The 18,568-nt window shown below is 39.8% G+C and carries 18 protein-coding genes, 1 pseudogene and 1 riboswitch; of the genes and pseudogenes, 4 read left to right on the forward strand and 15 right to left on the reverse strand.

Going from position 1 to position 18,568, the window contains the following annotated elements; genetic code table 11:
- Positions 1–39: 39 nt before the first annotated feature.
- Positions 40–960: pseudogene (locus tag SYN7502_RS10400) on the forward strand (IS701 family transposase); the annotation flags it as partial.
- Positions 961–1,011: 51 nt separating this feature from the next.
- Here SYN7502_RS10400 and cobI read toward each other — a convergent pair.
- Genes cobI through SYN7502_RS18905 form a run of 9 tightly spaced genes read right to left on the reverse strand, consistent with a single transcriptional unit; the run spans position 1,012 to position 8,863 of the window.
- Positions 1,012–1,719 carry a precorrin-2 C(20)-methyltransferase gene (gene cobI, locus SYN7502_RS10405; protein ID WP_015168786.1) on the reverse strand — a complete coding sequence of 236 codons (708 nt, stop codon included), beginning with the start codon at positions 1,717–1,719 and terminating at the stop codon, positions 1,012–1,014.
- A complete protein-coding gene (locus SYN7502_RS10410) occupies positions 1,716–2,345 on the reverse strand; it encodes a precorrin-8X methylmutase (protein ID WP_015168787.1) in 630 nt (209 codons plus the stop codon). The genes cobI and SYN7502_RS10410 overlap by 4 nt, the downstream gene beginning before the upstream one ends.
- Positions 2,342–3,028, reverse strand: coding sequence for an SAM-dependent methyltransferase (locus SYN7502_RS10415; protein ID WP_246828905.1), 687 nt, complete (start codon positions 3,026–3,028; stop codon positions 2,342–2,344). Before SYN7502_RS10415 ends, SYN7502_RS10410 begins: the two co-directional genes overlap by 4 nt.
- A gap of 5 nt (positions 3,029–3,033) precedes the next feature.
- Entirely contained in the window at positions 3,034–4,407 is a 1,374-nt protein-coding gene (gene cobG / locus SYN7502_RS10420; protein ID WP_015168789.1) for a precorrin-3B synthase, read from the reverse strand.
- 6 nt (positions 4,408–4,413) lie between these two features.
- On the reverse strand, positions 4,414–5,232 hold the full coding sequence (locus SYN7502_RS10425) for a DNA adenine methylase (RefSeq protein WP_015168790.1): 819 nt from the start codon (positions 5,230–5,232) through the stop codon (positions 4,414–4,416).
- 1 nt (position 5,233) lies between these two features.
- Positions 5,234–6,367: a hypothetical protein gene (locus SYN7502_RS10430; RefSeq protein ID WP_015168791.1), complete on the reverse strand. Its 1,134-nt coding sequence runs from the start codon at positions 6,365–6,367 to the stop codon at positions 5,234–5,236.
- 3 nt (positions 6,368–6,370) lie between these two features.
- Positions 6,371–7,420 (reverse strand): cobalamin biosynthesis protein CobW, encoded by a 1,050-nt coding sequence (gene cobW / locus SYN7502_RS10435; RefSeq protein ID WP_015168792.1) that lies wholly within the window; start codon positions 7,418–7,420, stop codon positions 6,371–6,373.
- Between the two features lie 8 nt (positions 7,421–7,428).
- Positions 7,429–8,628 carry a hypothetical protein gene (locus SYN7502_RS10440; RefSeq protein ID WP_015168793.1) on the reverse strand — a complete coding sequence of 400 codons (1,200 nt, stop codon included), beginning with the start codon at positions 8,626–8,628 and terminating at the stop codon, positions 7,429–7,431.
- Positions 8,629–8,674: 46 nt separating this feature from the next.
- On the reverse strand, positions 8,675–8,863 hold the full coding sequence (locus tag SYN7502_RS18905; protein WP_015168794.1) for a CbtB domain-containing protein: 189 nt from the start codon (positions 8,861–8,863) through the stop codon (positions 8,675–8,677).
- A 25-nt stretch (positions 8,864–8,888) separates the two neighbouring features.
- Positions 8,889–9,041, reverse strand: a riboswitch (cobalamin riboswitch).
- A 265-nt stretch (positions 9,042–9,306) separates the two neighbouring features.
- Between SYN7502_RS18905 and gyrB the strand changes: the two genes are divergently transcribed.
- Together gyrB and SYN7502_RS10450 are read left to right on the forward strand one after the other, a co-directional pair.
- Positions 9,307–11,247 carry a DNA topoisomerase (ATP-hydrolyzing) subunit B gene (gene gyrB, locus SYN7502_RS10445; RefSeq protein WP_015168795.1) on the forward strand — a complete coding sequence of 647 codons (1,941 nt, stop codon included), beginning with the start codon at positions 9,307–9,309 and terminating at the stop codon, positions 11,245–11,247.
- A gap of 17 nt (positions 11,248–11,264) precedes the next feature.
- On the forward strand, positions 11,265–12,434 hold the full coding sequence (locus SYN7502_RS10450) for an ABC transporter substrate-binding protein (RefSeq protein ID WP_015168796.1): 1,170 nt from the start codon (positions 11,265–11,267) through the stop codon (positions 12,432–12,434).
- A gap of 31 nt (positions 12,435–12,465) precedes the next feature.
- On the opposite strand, the gene SYN7502_RS10455 is transcribed toward SYN7502_RS10450, so the two are convergent.
- The 6 genes from SYN7502_RS10455 to deoC form a co-directional block, all read right to left on the reverse strand.
- Positions 12,466–14,022: a bifunctional ADP-dependent NAD(P)H-hydrate dehydratase/NAD(P)H-hydrate epimerase gene (locus tag SYN7502_RS10455; RefSeq protein ID WP_015168797.1), complete on the reverse strand. Its 1,557-nt coding sequence runs from the start codon at positions 14,020–14,022 to the stop codon at positions 12,466–12,468.
- Position 14,023: 1 nt separating this feature from the next.
- On the reverse strand, positions 14,024–14,692 hold the full coding sequence (locus SYN7502_RS10460; RefSeq protein WP_015168798.1) for a hypothetical protein: 669 nt from the start codon (positions 14,690–14,692) through the stop codon (positions 14,024–14,026).
- Between the two features lie 17 nt (positions 14,693–14,709).
- Positions 14,710–15,489 (reverse strand): BsaWI family type II restriction enzyme, encoded by a 780-nt coding sequence (locus tag SYN7502_RS10465; RefSeq protein WP_015168799.1) that lies wholly within the window; start codon positions 15,487–15,489, stop codon positions 14,710–14,712.
- 4 nt (positions 15,490–15,493) lie between these two features.
- Positions 15,494–16,519 (reverse strand): DNA (cytosine-5-)-methyltransferase, encoded by a 1,026-nt coding sequence (gene dcm / locus SYN7502_RS10470; RefSeq protein ID WP_015168800.1) that lies wholly within the window; start codon positions 16,517–16,519, stop codon positions 15,494–15,496.
- 90 nt (positions 16,520–16,609) lie between these two features.
- Positions 16,610–17,020, reverse strand: a complete 411-nt coding sequence (locus SYN7502_RS10475) for a hypothetical protein (RefSeq protein ID WP_041429371.1) — start codon at positions 17,018–17,020, stop codon at positions 16,610–16,612.
- A 33-nt stretch (positions 17,021–17,053) separates the two neighbouring features.
- Positions 17,054–17,716, reverse strand: coding sequence for a deoxyribose-phosphate aldolase (gene deoC / locus SYN7502_RS10480; protein ID WP_015168801.1), 663 nt, complete (start codon positions 17,714–17,716; stop codon positions 17,054–17,056).
- Between the two features lie 99 nt (positions 17,717–17,815).
- On the opposite strand from deoC, the gene SYN7502_RS10485 reads away from it, so the two are divergent.
- Entirely contained in the window at positions 17,816–18,541 is a 726-nt protein-coding gene (locus SYN7502_RS10485) for a TIGR00297 family protein (RefSeq protein WP_015168802.1), read from the forward strand.
- The last annotated feature ends 27 nt before the right edge of the window (positions 18,542–18,568 follow it).

Raw genomic sequence — 18,568 nt, forward strand, 5'->3', positions numbered from 1 at the left:
ATCATACATCTTGCTCATAATAGATATGAAACAGGCTCTATAGAAGGACATAGCCATGACAAGATCAACCGATATTTGGCATCCCAGAGATTAACACCGAGATTGCTATGGCAGAATGTGAAATCAACAATTGTGTCAGATGAAGCCGAGTATATGTACGTGCTGTTTGACGACACAGTATTAGATAAACGCCATGCCAAAAGACAATACAGTGGCAACGAACATGGAATTGTGCAAGGTATAGGGGTGGTCAACTGTGTGTATGTAAATGTCAAACGGCAAGAATTTTGGGTAGTAGACTATCGGGTTTATGACCCAAATGGTGATGGCAAGAGTAAATTAGATCATGTGTCCGATATGCTTAAAGGGTTGATCAATATCAAACAATTACCATTTCAGACGGTGCTGATGGATAGTTGGTATGCCACACAACGACTGATGGCAGAAATTGATAACTTCGGCAAGATTTATTACTGTCCACTCAAGTCCAATCGCCTAGTTGATGATAGTGGTGGAGTGGAAAAATATAAACGCATTGACCAGTTAACTTGGTCTGAACAGGAACTGTTGCAGGGAAAATTGGTCAAAATCAATAAATTCCCCAAAGATAAGAAGGGGAACCTATTCTGGGTCACTGTTTCTCCAAGCAGGACAGAATTTGTCGTGACCAACGACTTAACTCAAGACTACACCCCTGAAGTACTAGCTATTTGCTCCATAAGGTGGAAGATTGAGGAATTTCATCGTGAACTCAAACAACTGACTGGTGTTGAGGCTTGCCAATGCCGTAAGTCTAGAATTCAGCGTAATCATATTGCTTGTGCCATGCTAGTGTGGAATCACCTCAAGCGTTTGGCTTTTCAAGCAGGTAAGACTATCTACCAAATCAAGTTTGGACTTTTATCTGATTACTTAAAATCTCAACTCATAAATCCTTCTATTTCTATGATTCTTGCGTAAGTCCTAACTTATACTCAACTGCAACGAGTCTTTCCTTATCCCGAACTAACGTTAACTAGGCTTGGTTTGGCTGGGAATTAAAATAATTGCCCAGTAGGGAACTGCTGTCGGATCAACGGTGGAGATCGCCTTAATTACTTGATTAGACATGGTAACTCTTTCAATGTATAAAGCCCGATCTATTAGATTTAGATCAATGAGAACTTGCTTAACCTTGGCAAAATGACGACCTAATTTGATAATAATTGCCGAATCCGATCCAGCTAGGCGATCGCTTAAAATTTCCGCATCCAAAGTGGCAGGCATAATACTAAGGACATCATTACGATAGGTCAGAGGCGCACCCAACATCGCTGCACTAGCAAAGGTCGAAGAAATTCCGGGGATAACTTCCGTTGCAAAACTATGGGACAGGCGGTTAAAAATATACATAAATGAGCCGTAAAGCATAGGATCACCTTCACATAAAACAGCAACATCTCTACCTGCGGTTAGGTGTTGGGCAATATTTTCTGCCGCCAAATCGTAATAGGGCTGGGAAGACCTTTCTACACTAAAAGGTAAGGGCATAGGTAGTTCAATCTGGTCAGAACGGATAAAATCAGCCACGATCGCCCGTGCTAGGACTTTGCCATTTTCCATAGTGGGGTAAGCAATTACAGGAACGGAAGTGATGATGCGATGTGCCTTTAGGGTCAACAATTCTGGATCGCCAGGTCCAATCCCCACGCCATATAAGGTTCCTTTAATCTCGCTCATAGTTCCTGCCCCTGCCCTAAAGAATTTACTGCTGCTACTGCCATTGCACTGCCACCTCTACGTCCATGAATGGTCAAAAACGGAATACCTATAGTATTTTCAGCCAAGGCAGCTTTAGATTCGATCGCTCCGACAAAGCCCACGGGAAATCCCAGAATTGCCGCTGGTCTGGGAAAGCCTTGATCAAGTAATTCCAGTAGATAAAATAAGGCTGTGGGCGCATTACCGATCGCTACAATTGCTCCTTCGATATGATCACGCCATAATTCTATTGCTGCTGCTGACCTAGTATTTTGAATTTTTGAGGCGATCGCCACAACTTCAGGATCATTCAAAGTACAAATTACGGAATTATTAGCGGGTAACCGACTGCGGGTAATACCGTTAGCTACCATTTGCGAATCACATAAAATTTTGGCTCCATTTTTAAGAGCAGTTCGAGCAACTTGAACTAGATTTTCAGAATATGCTAAATCTTTGACAATATCTACCATTCCACAGGCATGAATTAAGCGCACTGCGACCACTTCTAAATCGGTTGGGAGAATAGATAAGTTCGCTTCCGATCTAATAGTGGCAAAGGATTGACGATAGATTTCATTCCCATCTCGGATATAGTCGATCATGACAGTACCTGATGATGGATAACTAACATTTGATTACCGCCTTTTTGCAATTCATAGGCTACATTCTCAATTTTGGTGATATATCCTTGAGCATTTAGATATTGGATAATTGCCTCTAAGTGGGGCGATCGCTCCAAGTTTAGGTTAAGTAAAGGGAAAATTCGTACCTCTTGACTGACTCGTAGCATCTCTAGAATTCCATTAAGATGAAACTGATAATCCAAGTGATCGGAGTATAAAAATAGGAGATGGGAACATAGAGCCAAATCATAAGTATGACTAGCAAATTTCAAATTTGGTAACTCTTCTGCTAAATATCTACCTTCCTTTTTACCCAATTCATAGTCAGCAATAAATTTATGAACAGTATCCACCCTACTTTTTTTCAGCATCTGAGGGGATTGATGATAAGTCCAAACCCAAGAATTTGGAGTATTCTCAACTTGAATTATGATTTGATCGACTACCTGATAAAAGCGATCAAGAATTTCAGTAGCACTAAACTGATAAATAGGATCGATAGAAGTCAAACTATAGCCAAGCTTGGTACCTTCAGCATTAAAACTAGCAGGCCCATCTCCTACTCCCAATATATTCTTTTGCAAGTCAGTGTTACTAAGATTAAACATCCTTAGGTATTCATCTAGCGATCGCCCAAAGGGAACCACTTTCTCTAATTTCATCACCATTATTTATGCCTCCTAATTCTAGGATCAAATAAATCCGAGTTTTGTGCAATCATAGAACTATTCACAAATGTCTTAAAACTGCGATCACCATTCTTGGGATCCAATTGATAGTTGTCAATAAGTTCAGAGATTAAATTAGGTAATTCGGATTTTTGATATCTGCCCAATTCTCTATTTCGATCACCTACAAAGACTTCATAGGTATCAATATCAATTCCTAATAAAGTAATGTCGCTGGTTTGATGGTAAGCGCAGGATTTTTCGCAACCCGTAAGATGAATACTTAGTGGACGATCTAAAGTGATAGATTTTTCTAAATAACTAGCGATCGCTCTACCATCAGTTTGAGTATCTGTTAATGAAGATTTACAGCCAGTAATGCCGGAACAAGCTACCATTCCAGCATAGGGATGATTTTTAGAAATAGATAAACCTAGTTCTAATATTTGAGTTTTGACTTCATCAAGTTTTTCATTTGGAATATTTGGGATAATAAGATTTTGAAAGGGAGTTAATCTTAGAGATTTAGATATCTTGCCTAAGCTACGAAATTGTTTGGAGCTTAATCTTCCTAAAGGCAAAACTATACCCATATATGAGTATTCGGATTGCTTCTGATTATGAATACCTAAGTGTTGATAATAATTTTCTAAGTTCTCTCGTAATTCATCTAACTTCTCTAACTCATAGCCCAAAAGTTCTTGTAAAGTATTGACATAGGCTGTTATTCCCCATTCATCAATTAAGTCTCTTAAACGAGGTAATTTTTGATCGAACTTCTGAAATGATTTTTGTAGAGTAAAATTGCGATAGATTTCTGTTAGAACTTTAAGCACATCCAAAGTATGTTCAGGGCTAATCAGAATTCCTGTAAAAAAATTCACTAAGTGTAAGGAGAAATAGATTTGTTGATTATATGTAATTGCCTGTAAACAAATATCATTACGCTGATTAGTAATCGAAACTGCTTCACCTCCATCTATGCCCAAACTAAACTTAGGTGACAGAATAGCTAATTCTGGATGAGTATCTATATATTCCTGCCATGCGATCGCTAACGGACGAGTATCCAATAAAGCCTGTGTATCAATTCCCGCGGTGGGACTAATCATAATATTCCGTAGATGATCTAAGTCTGGATTAGGAGCGGCTAAACCTAGTTTCTGAAAATCCTTAAGTACTAAATCGGATAAAGGTTCTGTGGTGCGGATTTGGATATTGGCACGATTGGTAATATGAATAGAGTCTGAGGTTAGAGCGATCGCTTCAACTTGCTCATAGGAAAGTATGCCAAAGGGAATCCGAATGCGAGTAAGAACTCCATCCACCGCAGTAGTAGGTTTAAATAAACTAGGACAAAGATTTGTATTCATCACTTATTAAAAGTTTTTTATGAGTAGTTCTTGCCCAATAGATGCAGATTCTTGCTTATAGTTATTCATCCCATATTGAAGTTTCCACTCAATAACTTTAGCAAAGGTAAATAATTTTCTAATTTCAGGATCATCATCATAGGTGATCAACCATCTATGCTCACATTTACGCATATTTGCGGCAAATCTTTCATGATCAAAATCAAGATGTAGTGATCCTCTTTTTCCATAAAGTCGAGATTTAGTCGCACTTAAATAGGGAGGATCAAGAAATAAAAATACTCCTGTTCCTGCTCTTAATACCAATTTCTCATAATCAAAGTTTGTGATCTTAGCATTAATTAGACAGGGTGAAAGTTGCTCAAGCCTATCGATTGATGAATCAGTAAATCTTTTTTCAAAAGCTTGTTGTGAATAACCTCCAGAATCGACAGTTCCCGAAAAAGTAATGCGATTTAAGACAAAAAATCTTACTGCTCGATCAAATTCATTTAAACTTAATTCTGGTTGAGTGTAATAGTTAAATAATTCTCTGCCATCAGTATATTTTTGCTTAATTTCGGAAATAGCACTTTTCAGATTTTTAATATCATCTCTAGCATATAACCATAGACAATATAAATCATAGTTAAGATCATTAATCCAATAGTGTTTAATTCTTGTATGAAGGAATTGATTTACAGCAATAAAAACCGATCCTCCCCCCACAAATGGTTCTCTATAGTCATTAATATTTAAAGGAATATGGGGTAGGATTTGATCAATTGCTTTTGACTTCCCTCCCGGATAACGTAAGGGACTTTTTATATGAGATTTAGTGACCATATTAGTTATTGCCTCCAATCACAATTGTTATATTCTCATTAGATGTTGACTCTGAAAGCAGGCGTCTGATAGTATTCATTTCTTTTTCACTTAGAATACACACATTTTCTACAAAGAAATTTCTAAGTTCAATTAATCCGCAGGGTAAGGTAATACTTCCTTTAATATTTTGCCCCGTTAGCTTTAGTCTTGTTGTAAATTCAACTTGCTGATTATTTAAGAATAAGGAATCAATATTAGAATACAGAATCAGTTTAAATAATCCATCTTGAATATCACTAAGTTCTGGTAATGCTTTCTTGGTTGAATTCTTTGACTCTTGAATTATATATACGTCTTGATCCTTAATTATCTCATCTATTGTTAGATAGTAAGTGCCACCAAGATAATTTTCAATACTTAAAGTTGCCTTTGTTCCATCGGTAAGATATTCAGAGCTATGAGTAGTTTTAACTTCTCGATTACTAGCAGCTTCAGAACTCTTTAGAGATAGGTTTTTGAAATTCTCAAAATTTTCTTTAATCATTTCTAAATAGCTATTCATACTATCTTGAGAGTGAATCTGAGCATTAGTTCTATTAGATATATCTTGATAACTATTAAGAGATTGCCTAAATATTTCCAAAAAACGATCTTCAAGTAAATTCCTATTCCAATGTAAAGCACTTTGCTTATAGGCAAATATCTCTTGAATTTGAGATTTTATGAACTGATTATTAAATCTCTGATTAGTAAGTTTATGTTTATTAACCTGTTTAGGATTTGTACTTTTCTCTGCATCTTCATAGTATCCAAGCACAATGTAGATATTTAATAAATTCATCCATGAAAATGTAGAATATTGAATTTTATCTAAATCACCATCTTTACCTTCATCTTTAATAATTGGTATGACTGTTAAGACTTTAGCCGCATTATAAGTGTTGTATATTCTTGCGAAAGGATAGCTTCTAGTGCGCTTAGGAGAAACCCATTTTGAGTATGCTATTTCGGTATCAGCCATACTAATCATTCCAAATGAGTTGGATGTATTGACATCAAAATTTTCAAATTCAATTCTTTCTAGTTCTTGTGCCAATCTAACTTTGTATTTTACCCCCCGTATAAATCCTGTAAAGTTTAATAACTCAGGCATGGCTTAACCCTTTAGATTTAAGATTTGACTTTCAATTAGCGATCGCTCTAAATTCTTACCAATAAAAACCAACCGAGTTTGACGGATTTCATCACTTTTCCACGCCCGATCATAGAAACTTTCTAGGCGATCGCCCACACCTTGTAGCACCATTCGCATCGGTTTATTTACTACATTTACAAAGCCTTTAATTCTATAAATTTCCTGCTTAGAGATTAATAGTTTGAGTGACTCCATTAATTTAATTGGCTCCAAGTTATGCTCAGAGACTATTTCCACCGAGTTAATATCATCATCGTGATCATGCTCTTCCTCAGTATCGTGATGGCTGGGACGAGCATCGAGGTTATCTTCTACCGCCGAGTTAAATCCTAAAATCACGGCTGAATTCACGGCTCCATCTTTACAGGCAAGAATTTTTACGCCTGATCGCAATTCAGTTTTCAACCAAGTTTCTACCTTTGATTGTGCTTCAGAATCAACTAAATCAGTTTTAGTCAGCAATACTAAATCCGCACAGGCTAATTGATCTTCAAATAACTCTTCAATGGGAGTTTCATGCTCAAGGCTGGAATCATCTTGGCGTTGGGCATTTACGGCATCAAGATCACTAACTAATTTGCCATTAGCTACTGCTTCACAATCGACCACGGTAATTACCCCATCTACAGTGGCACCATTCCGAATTTCTTGCCAGCGAAATGCCTGAATTAACGGTTTAGGTAATGCCAGTCCAGAGGTTTCAATTAAAATACAGTCAATTTGATCCCGCCTTTTTAATAGTTCCTGCATAGTCGGCAAAAACTCTTCTTGCACAGTACAGCACAAGCAACCATTGGTAAGTTCGACAATATTGGGCGTAATTTCTTTACCATCTTCGTCACAAACACGACACGATCGCAGGATTTCCCCATCTATGCCAATTTCGCCAAATTCATTGACTAAAACTGCAATTCTCCGCCCTTGATTATTTAGAAGTTGATTACGAATTAAGGTGGTTTTGCCACTGCCGAGAAATCCCGTAATCACGGTTACAGGTATTTTTGCTGCCATAAAATTCTCTAAAAATTGACCTTGTTATATCGCACTTTATTCCGCAAACGACGGTTTTGGAACCATAATCCTGCAATCAGCCCTAATGCTAAAACTATAGTGAAATAAAATAAGCCTATAAATCGCACTGACATCGGTGGGGCAATACCCTCCACTTCAATTTCTCGACTGACTTGGAATGGTTCAAATTGGAGATCGCTACCTAATCTAGGCGAAACTTCAACCTCAACTTTATGGGGCGCACCATCAAAAAATTGCTCCTGCCATGTCAGCAAGCCCTTATGATCGGGAACACCTTGATAGGCAAAGGATACCCAATTATTTTCTATCTGTGTGGACTTAACGGCAAAAAGAGCATCACTTATAGGTTGATTGGTTTGGCTATCCGTAAGTTTTAATTGGAAAGAAGCCATCTGCCCAACCGCCGTATGGTCATCCCCATTTAACTCTAATTTCAAGCCTTGGGACTGAATTAAACCAGAATTTTTGATCGAGTTTTCTATTGATATCTCAGCATGGGCTTTACCTAGCTCGGCACTGACATTAAAAAATAACAGGGCAGCGATCGCTAAAATAGTCACACCACTAAGCATCAAGCGGACTGGACGGGGTGCAATTTCACCATCTCGAATTTGTTGCCGACCACCAATCACCCAACCACCGCCAAACCCGATCGCTAACAAAACTAATAAAACGAAGGGGAAATACTTAAACTTTAAGGGATTTTCGGGAACCGTAAGACTTAAGCTCTGGGATATCGGTGCAAAACCATTGGTACCCAAGGAAGTCACATCAACCTGCAGCTGATACTGCCCTCGAATTGGGAAAACCTGATCTATTAAAAACTCACCCGTAGGCGCATCTCCTGAAATATCCAATAATTTTGTGCCTTCCACAATCGGGAAATCAGTTGTCAACCAGGGTGTTGGGGCAGGTGTGAGAATCTGTAGATGAAATCGAGCATTTTCTAAGGTTGACCCAGTGGCAGATTTTGCCTGAAATTTCAACTGTACTGGGGACTCATACTTACCTGAGCCTAAATATTTTGTTGCTTCGGCTTCCAGGGGAATTATTTGGGCGATCGCTGGATTAGTAGTTAACTGAATAGAAGGCTCAGATGATTGAGAAAACCCAATAAAGGCGGTACATAAGCCAATGATGCAGCAGGCTATACCAATCAAAGCGGATAGTTTGAACTTCGATAACATGATTAAAAACTCCTGATAAGTGCTGAATCCAAATATTAATAACCCATTAATGACAACTAACACCGAGGGTATGGTGTCGTAGCGAATGGACGGAATCGTGCACTGCAGGATAGGTAGTGAAGTAAACCAACCAAATAATTAGTGACCAGAGAAGTATATATAAAGTAGCTTGGGCAGGTATTGACAGTACAAACTGCTCAGTTTTCAACCATATAACTTGAAAAGAATTTCTCATGCTGTAACTCGCAGATGTGAATAATATATTGATCTAGACTTTGGCGGGCATTCTGACTTAGAGAACTTAGAGAATAGTAAAAAACTAAACTTCACTTTATTGCTCTTTTACAGTTGCGGTACAGCGTTGGATTTGCACCAAACTTTCCCCGATTAGAACCTAATCTTCAACGGCTGCTCCCCGTTAAAACCTTGTCAGTGCATCATACTATACTAAATCTGGATTATGGCAAATTGTTACCAAACTATGTATTCAGATAGTATTGAGATGCGTATTCCCAAAAGTTAATCTAAACCCTACTAAAATCAGCTTAGACGCTTTTGTAGTATAATGTCTTAGTGTTTTAACGTTTACTTCAACAAACCTGTTTAGAGGCATGAAAAAGCTCTAAAAACAAATGGTTTAAAAACACAACTTAACAAGAAATATTTGGAGTCTAGCCCATGATTCAATCTTTAACCCCCAACGAAACCTACAATGCCGATCAAATTCAGGTTTTAGAAGGGTTAGAAGCCGTTCGGAAGCGTCCGGGAATGTACATAGGCTCTACGGGACCTAAGGGTTTGCATCATTTAGTGTTTGAGGTCGTAGATAACAGCGTTGATGAAGCTTTGGGTGGATATTGCGATCGCATTGAAATTGAACTACTACCTGATGGCTCTGTATCTGTAACTGATAATGGTCGTGGGATTCCCACAGATATTCATCCTAAAACGGGAAAATCAGCCCTAGAAACAGTCATGACTGTCCTCCATGCTGGCGGTAAATTTGGCGGCGGTGGCTATAAAGTTTCAGGGGGCTTACATGGGGTAGGTATTTCCGTAGTTAATGCCCTCTCGGAATGGGTAGAAGTCAGTGTCTGGAGGCAAGATCAAATATATACCCAACGCTTTGAGCGGGGATTTCCCATTGGCATTTTGACAGGGGTTAAAACTGATAATCCTAGGCGAGGCACTCAAGTTAGATTCAAACCCGATGCCCAAATTTTCTTAACGGAAACCACCTTTGATTTTACGACTCTGGCGGGTAGGTTAAAAGAGCTTGCCTACTTAAATGCGGGTGTTTATATTCAGTTTAGCGATCGCCGTGGTGAAGAACCAAGAAGTGAAGTTTACCAATACGAAGGCGGTATCCGTGAATATGTCACCTATATGACCCGTGAAAAGGAGGCTATTCATAATGACATTATCTATGTGAACGGGGAACGAGATCATGTGCAGGTAGAAGTGGCTTTGCAATGGTGCAGTGATGCTTATAATGACAATATCCTTGGTTTTGCTAATAATATCCGTACCATCGATGGCGGAACTCACCTAGAGGGACTAAAAACTGTATTAACTCGGACAATTAATGCCAATGCTCGTAAATTAAAGAAGCTAAAAGAAGGTGACTCTAATCTAGCGGGAGAGAACGTCAGAGAAGGCTTAACCGCCGTAATTTCTGTCAAGGTTCCCGATCCAGAGTTTGAAGGACAAACTAAAACTAAGTTAGGTAATCCTGAAGTTCGAGGCATTGTTGATTCCTTCGTCGGTGAAGTTTTAAGCGAATATTTAGAATTTCATCCTGCGATCGCTGCCTCAATTATTGATAAAGCGGTGCAATCCTTTAATGCTGCTGAAGCTGCCCGTAGAGCTAGAGAATTAGTACGAAGAAAATCTGCCCTAGAATCTTCGACATTACCCGGAAAGCTGGCTGACTGTAGTTCCCGTGACCCCAGAGAATCTGAAGTATTTATCGTGGAAGGCGACTCTGCGGGTGGAAGTGCCAAGCAAGGAAGGGATAGACATTTTCAGGCAATTCTCCCCCTCCGAGGTAAGGTTCTCAATATCGAAAAAGCTGAAGATAGCAAGATTTATAAAAATGCGGAAATTCAAGCTTTAATTACAGGTTTGGGGATGGGTATTAGAGGTGAAGAGTTTAACCTAGCTCAACTGCGCTACCACAAAATCATTCTTCTAGCTGATGCTGATGTGGATGGTGCTCACATTCGCACACTTTTACTTACCTTCTTTTATCGCTATCAACGGCAATTGGTGGATCAAGGCTATATCTACATTGGCTGCCCGCCGTTATATAAAGTGGAACGGGGTAAGAGTATGCAGTATTGCTATAGCGATCGCGAACTTCAAGCACATCTTGCCACTTTTCCTGCCAATGCCAATTACAACATCCAGCGCTTTAAAGGTTTGGGCGAAATGATGCCGATTCAATTATGGGATACAACCATGAATCCTGCCACCCGTACCCTCAAACAAATTACGATTGAAGATGCTGCTGAAGCTGATCGGATTTTTACAATTCTGATGGGCGATCGGGTTGCACCAAGGCGGGAATTTATCGAAACCTACGGTTCTAAACTAAATCTTACCGACCTAGATATTTAGATATTTTAAAGATATTCATGAAATTTCTTAAACAACTTGTTATAGCCGTAATTACCTGCCTTCTTGTCATCGCTTGCTCTACAGATAATAGTTCGAGCATTGCCATTGGTGTTGCCGTAGCCCAAACTGGAAATGTCTCTTTGTTTGGACAAGAGCAAGTGATTGGTGCCAAAATTGCCGAGTCCTACTTTAACGCTCAGGGCGGGATTAATGGTACGCCGATCAAGCTAATCTTTCAGGATACCTCTGGTGATGAGCAAGGGGCAATTAATGCTTTTCAAACTCTAATTAATCAGGATCAAGTTCTAGGTATTGTAGGTCCAACTCTCTCCCAACAAGCATTTGGTGCTGATCCCATTGCTGAGAGGGCTAAGGTGCCAGTAATCGCTCCATCTAATACTGCTAAAGGGATTCCCCAAATCGGTGCATATATTTCCAGAATTTCTGCCCCAGTATCAATTGTTGCTCCTAATGCTCTTAAGGTTGCTTTGAAATTAAATCCCAATCTTAAAAATGTGGCGGTTTTATTTGCTCAAAATGATGCCTATAGCAAGTCAGAAACGGAAATATTTCAAACTGTAGTCAAAGAACAGGAACTAAATATCGCCACAGTGCAGAAATTTCAAACCACTGATACCGATTTTCAGACTCAAGCCACTAATGCTCTGAATGCCAAGCCCGACTTAGTGATAATTTCTGGCTTAGCTGCCGATGGTGGAAACTTAGTTAAGCAGTTACGAGAATTGGGTTATAAAGGTTTAATTGTCGGTGGCAATGGCTTTAATACCTCGAATGTGTTCCCCGTGTGCCAAAAAGATTGTGATGGTATTATTGTCGCCCAAGCATACAGCCCCGATGAAGTCTCGCCAATTAATCAAGCTTTTCGCAAAGCATACGAGGAACAAAACCAAAAACTACCGCCTCAATTCAGCGCTCAGGCATTTACCGCTGTTCAAGTATTTGTAGAAGCACTTAAAACCGTCGATCGCACGACTAAGCTAAGCACTACTCCCCTAGAGCAAAAACGACAGGAGCTAAATAAGGCAATTTTAGGGGGACAATATCTTACGCCATTGGGTGAAATTTCCTTTACTCCAGACGGTGAAATTAATCAAAAGCAGTTTTATGTATCTCAAATTAAAATGGGAACTGACGGGACTGGCAAGTTTGAGCTAGTTAAGAGCTAGTTAAATAGATATGTCTTTGTCTAAACTTCCTCTAAAGAGTCGCTGCATAGCTTCTAGCTAAATAGGGCAGCAAGTGTTCAGCCAAAGTTTGAGGATGTACGCCCATTTCCGTATGAATTGCTGCTAGCCACCGCCCCGCTTGAGCATGCCATACTGCACCTGCGATCGCACTATCCCAAGGAGACATACCCTGCGCCAATAGACCACCGATGATCCCTGTGAGTACATCTCCACTACCACCCCTTGCCAAAGCAGGAGTACTTTCAGGATTTATCCATGTTTGTAACTGCTGTTGTGGATGCGTAAAACCGATGGCAGTTCTTGCTCCTTTTAATAAAATTACGGACTTAGTAGCGATCGCAGCCTGATTAAGGGCAGTTAGACGATCTGGCTCCTGTTCAGGAAATAAACCGCGAAATTCTCCCCAATGGGGTGTTAAAACTGTGGAAAGGGGCGATCGCTCTTGGAGTTTTTCGATTCCAATTTGTGCTAATAAAGTTAGAGCATCGGCATCTAGAAGTAAATTTGGACTAGTACCTAGCACTTGAGTTACTAAATCATGAGCATCAAGGGAAATACCCACGCCACAGGCAATGGCTGTATATTTAGTGAAATCTAGATCGGGTAAATGGGCGATCGCTCCAGTAGTTGTTTCTGGACAGCTAATAATTAAAGCCTCTGGCACTTGTGCCAAAACTAAATCTCGTAAAGAAGCGGGGACAGCTATGCTCAACATCCCTACCCCAGTGGCTCTAGCTCCTAAGGCTGCTAAAATCACAGCCCCACCATAGCGTTGCGATCCCCCAATTAAGAGTAGATGTCCCACTTGATATTTGTGTGTAGCGATCGGGCGATGTAGGGGTAATTGGGATAAAACAATTTTGGGGTCTATTCGGCGGAGATGCTGCTGATCTTGATGAATAACTTGATTAATAAATGGAGTGGGAATATCAAAATCAATTCTTTCCAAGCTGCCAATGTAAGGTAGTGCTTCTTCGATAAATAGCCCCCGTTTCCATAGCCCCAAACATAAGGTATGAGTAGCTTTAATTGCAGCCCCCATCACTACCCCTGTATCCGTATGCAGCCCTGAGGGGAGGTCAATGGAGAGGATTGGGATATTCCAAGTATTAATTTGTGTGATTTGCTCTGCTAAGGTGCGAGCGAGCGATCGGCTTAAACCAAAGCCAAATAGTCCATCAATTAGTAAATAGCAGGTTTTGAGTTCTTCGAGGGCAACCTCTGGAATGCCTATACTCTGGGCATATTGCCAATGCTGGGCAGTAAGAGGTTTCAGGCTGGGAATAGGTAAATAAACCCGCACATCTCGACCTTGGCACCACAATTCACGGGCTACGACTAAAGCATCACCGCCATTATGTCCACAACCAACTAGCACTCCCACCTTGGGAAACAGAGCCGATGGATAGAGTTGATTAAAGCGTTGGGTAATTAGTCCTGCGACCTTTTCCATTAATGCGGCAACGGGCATTCCAGAATCAAACATTAAGGTTTCGATCGCCTGCATTTGTGCCGTGGTGACAATAATGCCGTTACTGAGTTGATGATTAAATTGATTAAATGTCATGCTATGCCCCTAAAGACCAGCGATCGGGATACTTAAGTGCGGGATAAAAATCATCGGGAATATTACTTAAATCGTAGACTCCTGCCCATGCTGCGAACAAGCGATCGCCCAGATTCATACCTAACTTGATAGCCCTGACATTTTGTGTTGAGTTCGGTATATGTCCTAAATAGGCAGCAGCGATCGCCGCAATCTCCATATTTTGATTAAGTAAATTCCAACTAAAAGGCGTACTCAAAAAACAATAGATACCAAAAGCCAGAGTATCTGTATTAAGGCTTGATCGGGCGATCGTCCTACTTGTGCCCTGCTCAGCAAGGCTGTGAGCCAATTTTAACTGGGAGCAAAGATCGGGATAGGGCTGGAGGTAATCACACAGATTTTTAACTAGGGTACGAGGCTGTAATTGTTCTCGGCAGGCTAGGGCGATCGCTAAGGTGATAATTAGATGTTCTGGATCGATTATATTTTTACTGATTTCAGTTAAATCTTGGTGTTGATACAGTCCTAATAAAATTGCCGAAGTTTTTGAGGAGATGGGCGGGAGGTTCCCTACTATTATTTGATCAACTAAATTGCTTAAATCCTCTAGGGGATCATGGTAGGCAAGAACGGTTAAAACTCCCTGAAATCTGCGCTTAAGAGAATGATGATTAGAAAAATTGAGCATTTAAATCAACATCAAGTTTATCGGAGGCTTTCATTAGCAAAATCGATTAAGTTGGAAAGTGGAGAAATAAAATTAGTAGATTCAGAATCGATCGGCTTACCAATAAATGCCCGATCAAAAAACTTAAACATTCCCCTATGTTGAGGATTATTTATCTCATCGTAAAAATTAACTGTAACAAAGCAGATTAAAGGAATTGTGGGCGGATTATATGAAATGTCATACTTATCACGAACTTCACAATCTGACATGGCAATTTCCATCAGAAGCTTCCACTTATAGGTTTGACCAGCACGTTCCCTTAATGAAGTCTTAAGTGACAAAATAATGCACTTATCTAAATCTGCATTTTCCTTGAGAGAGTAAATTATTAAATCCATATCTGGCTTTTGAGTTTCTTCCCCAACATTAATGGTAGAAATTCTCTCAAAACTTGGGATCGTTGACTTTTTAGCCGTAATATAAATTCCTTCTGCAAGGTTCCCAACTAATTTATTTTGGATAAAAATATAAATAATTACATTAGAGAAAGCATTCCCAACAATACTTTTGCGAGCTTGAGACTTATCTTTAATCTCACCTGTGGCTATCCTTTCATCTAAAAGTTCTTCAACATCAGCTTGAGCATCCCTTAAAATTTCATTCAGATGATTTAATACTTCCACCCATCCCACCTGTGGATTTGCAATTTGGTTAACCCAATCATCAACTTTTTCTTTAATTATTGCCATGTAGTAAATTTTCTGTAACTCCTTTAAAAAGTTAGCCTCATCTTTACTAAGAAATATTTTTGTCATTTAATTAACCCAAAGTACCTGTTCTTTCATGAAAAGCTGTCCGATTCTCAAAGAGTTTTAGTTGTAGCGGAGAGCGTATAGGATAGTTTAAAATCTTTGGCTTTTGGAGGGAGGCAATCATTTCTTGAGCGATCGCTTGGACAACAGGAACAGCTATCGAATTACCAAATTGTTTATATGCTCTGGTGTCACTTGTGACGATTTTAAATGTTTCTGGAAATCCCATAAGTCGAGCGCATTCTCTCGGTGTTAGTCGGCGAGGATTCTTATTTTTTTGCGGAATTAGAATCTCTGAACCATCTTTATAATACCTTGCACTTAAAGTACGAGATATGCTCTCAAGATTAACCAATCCGTATCCAAACCCATTTCCTTTAAGTCGGTGTTTTTCTGCGTAATTTTGTAAATATTGCCAGAGATGATCTGTAAGCGTATATTTATCATTCACATTAGTTTCTAAAATATCTTTGATCTTTGGATAAAGATTTGGCAATACTGGAAACTTAAAGGCAACAGGTTCAAGGAAACCAACAATAAATATTCGTTCTCGATGTTGGGGTAGAATTGCAGCAGCATCTAAAACCTGATAATAAATGTAGTAACCTAGCTCCTCTAGGGTTTCTTTAATTACTTTAAATGTCTTTCCCTGATCGTGACTTACCAAATTTTTAACATTCTCTAACAAGAAAGCTCTAGGTCTTTTATCTTTAATTATTCTTGCAACTTCAAAAAATAGAGTACCTTGAGTAGGATGTTCAAATCCATGATCATTTCCGAGGGAATTGTGTTTACTTACCCCAGCAATACTGAAGGGCTGACAGGGAAATCCACCAACTAAAATATCATGATCTGGAATTTGATCTGAGGTAATCTGGGTTATGTCACCAAATGGCTGTTCTCCAAAATTAGCAAGGTATGTCTGTTGGCAAAATTTGTCCCATTCTGAGGAAAAGTTGCAAACTGCACCTGACTGCTCAAATGCCAAACGCATTCCCCCAATTCCAGCGAATAGATCAATAAAATAAACCATGCTTACCTGAGAAATTACTTAGATATTAACCAAAATTTTAAATGCCAAATCAATACTTTTAAAGCACTTAAATCAAAATCTTAAATTAGACTATAGCTGGTCTTTCAACTTTTTGAGTACCGACTGCGCTGTATTTTTAAGGCGATCGCCTGTATTTTTAGCCTTTTCCTGAATAGTAGATTGGGTATGTTTTAAGCCTTTTTGGAGTTTTGCCTGAGCTTCTTGGCGGGAGCGATCGACAGTTTCGGCAACTTTATCCAGATTTTCATTAACCTGATCAACTGCCCATGAATCTATATGATCAACGGTTTCTGTCGCTTTATCTAGCACTTGGTTGTAGGTTTTTTGTGCCGAGGTTTTCACTACATCTAACTTTTGTTTTAGGGTAGCTTGAATAATCTTAGGAATTTCCTCAACCCTCCCCATAGGTGTAGACTCTTTAGACTTATCTACTGTTTTATCTACAGTTGTATTCGTATTTTGATCGGGTTCATTGGTCATAGGTTAATACCGAGTATTGACAATCTCTGCAAATCAAATATCTTTAAATTCTGCCATAATTTCCACACTCCTTGATGTTCCCAGTCTAGTTGCTCCAGCTTCAATCAGAGCGATCGCCTGTGCCAGAGTCCGAATCCCCCCAGAGGCTTTAATCCCCACTCTGCCCCTACCGACTGACTTCAAGAGTTTGACCTGCTCAATGGTTGCTCCACCTGCCCAGCCTGTACTAGTCTTTAAAAACATTACCCCTGCATCTAGGCATACTTCTGCGGCTAAGACTTGTTCATCGGTGGTGAGTAAATTCATTTCTAAAATTGCCTTGATCGGAACTTTGGTGATTTCACAAATAGGCGCAATTTCTGCCAGTAAAGCATCGGCATTCCCCGCTTTAATTAAACCTAAATTAAGCACCACATCTAATTCTTGCGCTCCATTTTCTACTGCTTCCTGTGCCTCATAGAGCTTGGTAGATGGCGTACTGGCACCACTTGGAAACCCGATTACCGTTGAAACAAGAACTCTGGTTTTATTTAATTGATCAGCCGCGCGTTTGACATAGCAGGGATACACACACACACTGGCAAAACCGTAGCGATCGCTTTCATGACAGGCTTGATCGATTTGCTCTGGAACTGCCGTAGGATTAAGGATGGCGTGATCGATGTATGGGGCGGGATTAATTTCAGATTCAGACATTTTTTGATTTTATTAACCACAAGGATTAACCGCAAGGATAATTTTACCTGAGTCATCACTGTATGCTAATTTTACGCCTAGTGGCTGGATAAAAGTACTATGCTTAACAACTGGTTAATTGGCATTGGTTTAAATACGGGACTGGGGGCGATCGCTTTACTGCTACCGAAAAAAGTTTTAACTACATCTGGAATTATTCACGCTTGGGCTTTAGGAATTTTGGTGTGGGGCTGTTTAGGTTGGCAGGGTTACTTAGTAATTTTGTTTTATTTAGCAGTTGGTTCGGGTGTTACTCGCATTGGCAAAGATATTAAAGAAGCAAAGGGCATTGCCGAAAAAAGAGACGGGGCAAGGGGACCTGAAAATCTATGGGGATCAGCTTTTACCGCAGCGATTTGTGCGATCGGCTATGGGCTTTTACCTAATCCCCTCTGGCAACTGGGCTATGTGGCGAGTTTAAGTACCAAATTAGCAGATACGACCGCCAGTGAAGTTGGCAAAGCTTACGGTAAAACCACCTATTTAATTACAACTTTGCAAGCTGTCCCCAATGGTACCGAGGGCGCAATTAGTTTAGAAGGCACGATCGCTGGCATAGTCGGTTCTGTTTTGCAAGCTTTAGTGGGCTATGGTTTGGGGCTAATTAACAGTCCTTGGGATTTGGGAATTTGTATTGTTGCTGCCTTTATTGCGACAAATATTGAAAGCGCGATCGGGGCATTGTGGCAATCTAAGTATGAATGGTTAACCAATGAGGTTGTCAATGGCATCATGGGAGCGATCGGGGCAAGTGTGGCGGTACTATTAGCGATCGCCCATACATAGAAAGGTGACTTTTTACTCAAGCCCTAA

It is taken from the genome of Synechococcus sp. PCC 7502 (assembly GCF_000317085.1).
Classification (GTDB): Bacteria; Cyanobacteriota; Cyanobacteriia; order Pseudanabaenales; family Pseudanabaenaceae; genus PCC-7502.

What these genes read in the sequence shown, in the direction of transcription:
- cobI (WP_015168786.1), bottom strand. Translation starts at nt 1,719, where the DNA reads ATGAGCGAGATTAAAGGAACCTTATATGGCGTGGGGATTGGACCTGGC.
- SYN7502_RS10410 (WP_015168787.1), bottom strand. Translation starts at nt 2,345, where the DNA reads ATGATCGACTATATCCGAGATGGGAATGAAATCTATCGTCAATCCTTT.
- SYN7502_RS10415 (WP_246828905.1), bottom strand. Translation starts at nt 3,028, where the DNA reads ATGAAATTAGAGAAAGTGGTTCCCTTTGGGCGATCGCTAGATGAATAC.
- cobG (WP_015168789.1), bottom strand. Translation starts at nt 4,407, where the DNA reads ATGAATACAAATCTTTGTCCTAGTTTATTTAAACCTACTACTGCGGTG.
- SYN7502_RS10425 (WP_015168790.1), bottom strand. Translation starts at nt 5,232, where the DNA reads ATGGTCACTAAATCTCATATAAAAAGTCCCTTACGTTATCCGGGAGGG.
- SYN7502_RS10430 (WP_015168791.1), bottom strand. Translation starts at nt 6,367, where the DNA reads ATGCCTGAGTTATTAAACTTTACAGGATTTATACGGGGGGTAAAATAC.
- cobW (WP_015168792.1), bottom strand. Translation starts at nt 7,420, where the DNA reads ATGGCAGCAAAAATACCTGTAACCGTGATTACGGGATTTCTCGGCAGT.
- SYN7502_RS10440 (WP_015168793.1), bottom strand. Translation starts at nt 8,628, where the DNA reads ATGTTATCGAAGTTCAAACTATCCGCTTTGATTGGTATAGCCTGCTGC.
- SYN7502_RS18905 (WP_015168794.1), bottom strand. Translation starts at nt 8,863, where the DNA reads ATGAGAAATTCTTTTCAAGTTATATGGTTGAAAACTGAGCAGTTTGTA.
- gyrB (WP_015168795.1), top strand. Translation starts at nt 9,307, where the DNA reads ATGATTCAATCTTTAACCCCCAACGAAACCTACAATGCCGATCAAATT.
- SYN7502_RS10450 (WP_015168796.1), top strand. Translation starts at nt 11,265, where the DNA reads ATGAAATTTCTTAAACAACTTGTTATAGCCGTAATTACCTGCCTTCTT.
- SYN7502_RS10455 (WP_015168797.1), bottom strand. Translation starts at nt 14,022, where the DNA reads ATGACATTTAATCAATTTAATCATCAACTCAGTAACGGCATTATTGTC.
- SYN7502_RS10460 (WP_015168798.1), bottom strand. Translation starts at nt 14,692, where the DNA reads ATGCTCAATTTTTCTAATCATCATTCTCTTAAGCGCAGATTTCAGGGA.
- SYN7502_RS10465 (WP_015168799.1), bottom strand. Translation starts at nt 15,489, where the DNA reads ATGACAAAAATATTTCTTAGTAAAGATGAGGCTAACTTTTTAAAGGAG.
- dcm (WP_015168800.1), bottom strand. Translation starts at nt 16,519, where the DNA reads ATGGTTTATTTTATTGATCTATTCGCTGGAATTGGGGGAATGCGTTTG.
- SYN7502_RS10475 (WP_041429371.1), bottom strand. Translation starts at nt 17,020, where the DNA reads ATGACCAATGAACCCGATCAAAATACGAATACAACTGTAGATAAAACA.
- deoC (WP_015168801.1), bottom strand. Translation starts at nt 17,716, where the DNA reads ATGTCTGAATCTGAAATTAATCCCGCCCCATACATCGATCACGCCATC.
- SYN7502_RS10485 (WP_015168802.1), top strand. Translation starts at nt 17,816, where the DNA reads ATGCTTAACAACTGGTTAATTGGCATTGGTTTAAATACGGGACTGGGG.